4 protein-coding genes and 1 tRNA gene are annotated in these 5957 nt (G+C 61.2%); 3 read left to right on the top strand and 2 right to left on the bottom strand.

Features of this window, described 5'->3' with window-relative positions:
- Positions 1 to 2: 2 nt before the first annotated feature.
- Both ACVDHI_RS20720 and gltX read right to left on the bottom strand, forming a co-directional pair.
- Positions 3 to 75 (bottom strand) — tRNA-Ala (locus ACVDHI_RS20720).
- 236 nt (positions 76 to 311) lie between these two features.
- Entirely contained in the window at positions 312 to 1727 is a 1416-nt protein-coding gene (gene gltX, locus ACVDHI_RS20715; RefSeq protein ID WP_447212478.1) for a glutamate--tRNA ligase, read from the bottom strand.
- A gap of 263 nt (positions 1728 to 1990) precedes the next feature.
- Here gltX and ACVDHI_RS20710 point away from each other — a divergent pair, with 263 nt between their 5' ends.
- The 3 genes from ACVDHI_RS20710 to ACVDHI_RS20700 all read left to right on the top strand — a co-directional run bounded on the left by ACVDHI_RS20710 (position 1991) and on the right by ACVDHI_RS20700 (position 5357).
- The gene (locus tag ACVDHI_RS20710) at positions 1991 to 4093 is read left to right on the top strand and encodes a methyl-accepting chemotaxis protein (protein WP_324047959.1); all 2103 of its coding nucleotides are present in this window, start codon (positions 1991 to 1993) and stop codon (positions 4091 to 4093) included.
- A gap of 99 nt (positions 4094 to 4192) precedes the next feature.
- The gene (locus ACVDHI_RS20705; protein ID WP_010675484.1) at positions 4193 to 4852 is read left to right on the top strand and encodes a LysM-like peptidoglycan-binding domain-containing protein; all 660 of its coding nucleotides are present in this window, start codon (positions 4193 to 4195) and stop codon (positions 4850 to 4852) included.
- Positions 4853 to 5147: 295 nt separating this feature from the next.
- Entirely contained in the window at positions 5148 to 5357 is a 210-nt protein-coding gene (locus tag ACVDHI_RS20700; protein WP_005297820.1) for a cold-shock protein, read from the top strand.
- Positions 5358 to 5957 lie beyond the last annotated feature (600 nt).

Genomic DNA, 5957 nt, shown 5'->3' with positions numbered 1-5957 from the left:
GGTGGAGCTACGCGGGATCGAACCGCGGACCTCTTGCATGCCATGCAAGCGCTCTCCCAGCTGAGCTATAACCCCAACTCACCTCGGCGCTACCAAAGTTATCTCTGGCAACGGAGGCGCATGATAGGCATCACCCGCTTTGCTGTCAACCCAAAATTCTCGCCCACTGGAGCGTTTAGTCAAAATTCAGGCAGTTAGCTGTTTTTACCGCCAACCTCGTCGCTATGTCGCTGTTTTACGTCGCAAATCCGCTTGAGGCCAAAATACGAAGGGCCCCCGTCAGGGAGCCCTTTTCATGCCATGGCCGATGTTTATTCAGCGGCCATGCGCGCGTCGATATACGTCAGGGCGCGGTCGATACGGGCGAGGACCCGCTCCTTGCCCACCAGCGCCATCACGGCGTCGATGGCAGGAGACTGGCCCAGACCGGTGACGGCCACACGCAGCGGCATGCCGACCTTGCCCATGCCCTGACCCAGCTCGGCGGCGGTCGCTTCAATCAGCTCGTGCAGCGCCTCGGTGGTCCAGGTCTCCAGGGCCGCCAGCTTGGCCTTGGCCAGCGCCAGCGGCTCGGCAGCCACACCGCGCAGGTGCTTCTTGGCAGCGGCTTCGTCGATGGCTTCGTACTCTTCGAACAGGTAGCGGCTCTGGGCGGCCACCTCCACCAGGGTGTTGCAGCGCTCGGCCAGCAGGGTGACCACGTCGGCCAGCGCCGGGCCATTGCTGGTGTCGATCTGCTGGTGTTCCATGTGCCATGCCAGATGCTTGGCCACATAAGCCGGCTCCAGGCTGCGCATGTAGTGGTTGTTCAGCCACAGCAGCTTGTCGGTGTTGAAGGCAGAGGCGGACTTGGAGATGGCATCCAGGCTGAACAGCTTGATCATCTCGTCGAGGCTGAAGATCTCCTGATCGCCGTGGGACCAGCCCAGACGCACCAGATAGTTCAGCAGCGCTTCCGGCAGGTAACCGTCGTCGCGGTACTGCATCACGGAGACCGCACCGTGGCGCTTGGAGAGCTTGGCGCCGTCGTCACCCAGGATCATGGAGACGTGGGCAAACTCCGGTACCGGCGCGTTCAGCGCCTTGTAGATGTTGATCTGGCGCGGGGTGTTGTTGATGTGGTCTTCCCCACGCACCACGTGGGTGATCTCCATGTCCCAGTCATCGACCACCACGCAGAAGTTGTAGGTCGGCGCGCCATCGGTACGGCGGATGATCAGATCGTCCAGCTCGGTGTTGGCGAACTCGATGCGGCCACGGACGTGGTCATCGAACACCACGGACCCTTCGGTCGGGTTGCGGAAGCGGATCACGTGCGGCGCATCGGCCGGGTGATCGTGGTCGCCATCCCGGCACTTGCCGTCATAGCGGGGCTTCTCGCCGTTGGCCATCTGGCCTTCGCGCAGCGCTTCCAGCCGCTCCTTGGAGCAGTAGCACTTGTAGGCACGGCCGTCCGCCAGCATCTCGTCGATCAGTGCGTTGTAGCGATCGAAGCGCTTGGTCTGGTAGTAGGGGCCCTCATCCCAGTTCAGCTCCAGCCATTCCATGCCCTCAATGATGGCGTCGATGGCCTCCTGAGTGGAACGTTCCAGATCGGTATCCTCGATACGCAGCACAAACTCACCGCCCTGGTTCTTTGCAAACAACCAGGAATAGAGTGCGGTACGGGCACCGCCGACATGCAAAAAGCCGGTCGGGCTGGGAGCAAAACGGGTTTTGACTTTCATCTTTAAGCCTTGTGTAGAGGGCCTTGGGCCAATTCGTTAAAAAAACCGTCGCATTTTAGCACCGACAATGACGGATGGGAAAACCATGGCGAGGCAGAGGGGAAAATAGGGTCTATTCCCGCAAAAACCGCTGTTTTAGAGTGATGTCTCAGAATTTTCCCTTTTTTCCCGCTTAGCTAGGCGAGGTCGCTGGAGAGATCTCCCGCACAGCCGATACTTCAGTCACCCCGTCAACGAACCCTCAACGATACAAGGAACGCGCGATGCAGTTTCGTTCTATCCAGAATCGTATCCTGGTACTGGCCGGTGTCGCCATGACCACGGCCCTGGTCATCCTGATCCTGCTCAACCAGTATTCAGGCCGGCAGACCCAGCAGCTCACCATCGACTCCAGCCGCGCCGCCCTGCAACAGGAGGCGTGGCAGAAGGTGAGCGCCAACGCCCGTGCCGAGGCCGCCACCATCACCCAGCTGCTGCAAAAGGGGCTCTCCTACACCCAGCAGATGGCCAGCGTCTTCGCTCGCCAGCAGGAGGGCAAGCTGCCGCTGGATCGCCAGCAAGCCACCGATCTGCTCAAGGCCCAGCTTGCTTTGGAGCCCCAGCTCTATGGCGCCTTCGCGGGATTCGAGCCCAACGGCTTCGACGGCCAGGACGAAAGCTTCGCCGGCCAGAGCGCGCTCGGCAGTGACGACAAGGGGCGCTTCGTTCCCTATTTCTATCGCGACAAGGAGAGCATAGGCACCGACCTGCTGCTCTCCATCGAGAAGAGCGATCCGGACGAGTTCGGCAACCCGGCCAACGACTACTACGCCTGCCCGAAACGGGAGGGGCGCCCCTGCCTCATCGACCCCTTCAAGGTGGACATCAACGGCCAGCAGGTGCTGGTGAGCACCATCACCACCCCCATCCTGGTGGATGGCCAGTTCAAGGGCATCGCCGCGCTGGATCTGGCGGTGGATTCCATCAGCCGCCAGGCCCAGTCCCTCAACAGCAACATCTATGACGGCAAGGGGGAAACCTTGATCGTCAGCGCTGCCGGCGTCATCACCGGTACCAGCGGCGACGCCAGCCTGCTCGGCAGCCGCGCCGACAAGGTGCTCGGCAACGGCTGGCAGCAGTACCTCAAACCGGACGTGCAGCGCCAGGAGCTCACCGACGCGTTCCGTATCTCGGTGCCCATCGCGGTGCCCGGCATGGCCCGAAACTGGGCCATCATCGTCACCCTGCCCTACAAGGTGGTGCTGGCGGGAGCGGACGAGCTGGCACGCCAGCTCACCGACATGAACCGCGCCGCCATGACCCAGCAGCTCATCGGTGCCCTCATCGTACTGGCGCTGGCCCTTGGCACCATGCTGGTCATTGCCCGCAGCATCACGGGCCCCATCCGCCAGATGGTCAGCCTGGTGGATGACATCGCCGACGGCGACGGGGATCTCACCAAGCGTCTGGAGAGCCGCTCAAGGGACGAGCTAGGGGCCCTGGCCCGGGGCATCAATCGCTTCATCGACAAGCTGCAGGCCTTGCTCGGGGATGTGCAGAAGACCGCGAGCGAGGTCCATCGCCACGCCGGGGATACCGATCGCATCGCCGGCCAGACCGACAGCAACCTGCAGCATCATCAGGCCGAGATGGAGCAGATGCTGACCGCGGTACAGGAGATGTCCTATGTCAGCCAGGAGGTGGCCACCCACGCCAACAACACCGCCGACTCCGCCAAGCAGGCCCAGAGCGCGGCGGACGAGGGCAAGGTACGCTTCCAGCGGGTGATCCACTCCATGCACAAGGTGGCTGCCGAGGCGGGCAAGGGAGCCGAGGTGGTGGAAGGGCTGGCTCACGACAGCGAGCAGATCACCAGCATCCTCACCGTCATCCAGGGGATCGCCGATCAGACCAACCTGCTGGCACTCAACGCCGCCATCGAGGCGGCCCGGGCCGGGGAGCAGGGGCGCGGTTTTGCGGTGGTGGCCGACGAGGTGCGCAAGCTGGCGGGCAACACCCAGCAGGCGGTGCAGAATACCCAGGAGCTGATCGACAAGATCCGCCACAGCTCCACCAACGCGGTCAACGCCATCCAGCAGAGCCAGCAGCTGACCCATCAGGCGGTGGGGGAAGCGGATCAGGCGGAGGCGGCCCTCGGCAGCATCTTCCAGGCCATCGCCACCATCAACGACATGACCTACCAAATCGCCTCCGCCGCCGAGGAGCAGAGCTCGGTTTCCGAGACTGTCTCCGGCAATCTGTCAAAAACCAGCGCACTGGCCAACGACATCGCCAGGGACGCCACCAGCACGGCCAACGCCAGTCAGGCCTTGCGTCAGGCGGCGGAACGTTTGCAGCAATTGTTGGGTCAGTTTCGTCTCAGCTGATAATTTTCATGCTCCGGACTCTCCCCCTCGGGGACGAGTCCGTTTACCATAGGCGGCATATTTGCCTGATGGCAGGCAATGTAGTGAGAGGTAAATGCCGTGCCCACCCCGGACCGTCGCCCACGTGGCCATAACAGACGAGCCCAGCAGCGTCGCCAAGACGAATCACAAGGAACCCTGCTCCAACGTATCAACGCGGCTACCCTGCCCCTGCGCCAGCGTCTCGGCCAGGGTATGAGTGGCCTGGGTCAGCGCAACAAGGAGCCGAAGGCGGCCTCGTTCAAGCTGGCAAGCCCCCTGCCCCGCAAACACACCATAGGGTTGCTGGTGCTGATCCCGCTCTGGCTGCTGGTGCTGGCCTGGGAGCCCGCCCCCGCCGCCCCGACCACAGCGCCGTCAGGCTCTCTGGCGGTCCCCCTGGCCGTGCCGGCCCAGGCCCTGACCGTCGGCAACGCCGGTGAGCCCCAGGCCGCCAAGCCCGTCGAGGAAAAAGTGGATGGCACCTGGTTGCAGCACGATGTGCAGGCCGGTGAAACCCTCTACTCCATCTTCCGCAAGTTCGAGCTGCCGGGGGCCGAGCTCAGCCGGCTCATCGCCATCGAAGGGCCTGACAGGCCGCTGACCCGGCTGCAGTCGGGCAAGTCGGTGTTCATCCTGGTGGACACCAGCCGCCGCATCCAGCGGGTCGAGGTCCGCTCTCTCGGTCAGGTCAGCTACCGCTACGACCGCCAGGGGGAAGGGTTCGCCCTCAAGGAATAAGGGGGCTCGACCACACCCCCTTATGCAGACGGGAGGCCATGGCCTCCCGTTTTTTTTGATGTGAAGCATGAAACAAGCTGCTGACTTCACAATACTTTTAGCTCGCTCAAAAAATGAAAAGTGCCAAATTGACAAGGGATCGGGCTCCAGTACAATCGGTCAGGCTTTAGACAGGGATTGTGCTACATGCTACTGGGACAAAAAGACGTGGTCAGTCATGCTTCAACCCCTGACTTCCAGGCAAATGCTGCCCAACCAGGCTTAGTTTCATTTTGTTATAGATAGGACTTACCACATGTCTGACATTCGCACCGGCCAAGTAAAATGGTTCAACGAAACCAAGGGTTTTGGCTTCATCGAGCAATCCCAGGGACCGGACGTTTTCGTTCACTTCTCCTCCATCCAGAGCGCAGGTTTCAAGACCCTGGCTGAAGGTCAAAAAGTCCAGTTCACTGTGACCCAGGGCAAAAAAGGCCCTCAGGCCGAGAACGTCACCGTTATCTGAGCCAGCGCCAGTGAACCCGTAGGAGGAGCCATCGCCCCTCCTATTTTTTTGCCCGCGATTTCCCCTCCTCGATCGGCAGAGCTCTTGCCGGGCTTGCCATCCCCACCTGCAAGCCGTTTATGGCCGCCACCAGCCGCCATAAATCAAAATGATGAGTTTTGGTTAAATGCCCCGGTTTTAACTTACACCGAGCCACTGTATGTCATTCAGGCCCTGCCAAGCCTGTTAGCCGACCGCAAAGGGTTGTGCCCGATCTCCGGGAGGCTATTAGCAAGCAATACATCTTGGTCTTATGACTTGGGATGTGCGGGGAAGAGAGAAATCAGGCAAACGCCGGATACGACAAATCATCGCGGCGCGATGTGATGGGCAATTCAAAGGGATTATGAGGACGTCGAAGAGAGATTGGAGCGGGAAACGAGACTCGAACTCGCGACCCCGACCTTGGCAAGCGCGGATCATGCTCTACCAACAGGACGCGGCAGTGATGGTACTGAGAAACTGGATTCGTGTACTTGGGGGAGAGATTGAATTCGAAGGGTTCGAAGAGAGATTGGAGCGGGAAACGAGACTCGAACTCGCGACCCCGACCTTGGCAAG

Source organism: Aeromonas sp. 25-248 (assembly GCF_053005425.1).
Note: the sequence above shows the minus strand (reverse complement) of the source record. Positions and strands in the feature narration are given on the sequence as shown.

Bases quoted from the DNA above. Each gene is read 5' to 3' on its own strand.
- gltX (WP_447212478.1), bottom strand. From the start codon at position 1,727: ATGAAAGTCAAAACCCGTTTTGCTCCCAGCCCGACCGGCTTTTTGCAT.
- ACVDHI_RS20710 (WP_324047959.1), top strand. From the start codon at position 1,991: ATGCAGTTTCGTTCTATCCAGAATCGTATCCTGGTACTGGCCGGTGTC.
- ACVDHI_RS20700 (WP_005297820.1), top strand. From the start codon at position 5,148: ATGTCTGACATTCGCACCGGCCAAGTAAAATGGTTCAACGAAACCAAG.